The sequence below is a fragment of the Sulfurimonas sp. genome, from assembly GCF_016744025.1.
In the GTDB taxonomy this organism is placed as follows: domain Bacteria; phylum Campylobacterota; class Campylobacteria; order Campylobacterales; family Sulfurimonadaceae; genus Sulfurimonas.
In genome coordinates this window covers 1-369 of sequence record NZ_JADGFC010000197.1, presented here as the reverse complement: position 1 = coordinate 369, position 369 = coordinate 1, and the positions used below count along the sequence as shown (strand labels likewise).

Annotated in this window: 1 protein-coding gene; it reads left to right on the top strand. The window is 27.1% G+C overall.

Translation table 11 applies throughout. The annotated features are described in order from the left end of the window. Nucleotides 1-72: 72 nt before the first annotated feature. On the top strand, nt 73-369 hold a 297-nt coding region (locus tag QZZ48_RS15035), incomplete at its 3' end, for a hypothetical protein (protein WP_294967073.1).

Genomic DNA, 369 nt, shown 5'->3' with positions numbered 1-369 from the left:
TTATCAAGCAAAGAAGATATCAAATATTATCAAAGTTCTCCTAGTATTCAAAAAAATATATACATTTCAAATTTGGAAAACAGTTTACAAGTTGGTAAGCTTAAAATTATTTACAAAAAGGATTTCAAAAATAAAAAAGCTAAGCTATTCCCTAAATTAACTTCTTTTGCTGGCTTTACTACAGATGAGTATCAAACAATTAAAAATTCTTACAAAAAGTATGGATTTTCTATAGATACAATAATCCTTACCAAAGAAGAAAAAGAGTGGATTAAAGATCATCCTGTTATAAAGTTTACTGGAGATCCTGACTGGTTACCTTTTGAAGCTTTTAATGAAAAAGGTGAATATATAGGGATAGTTTCTGAG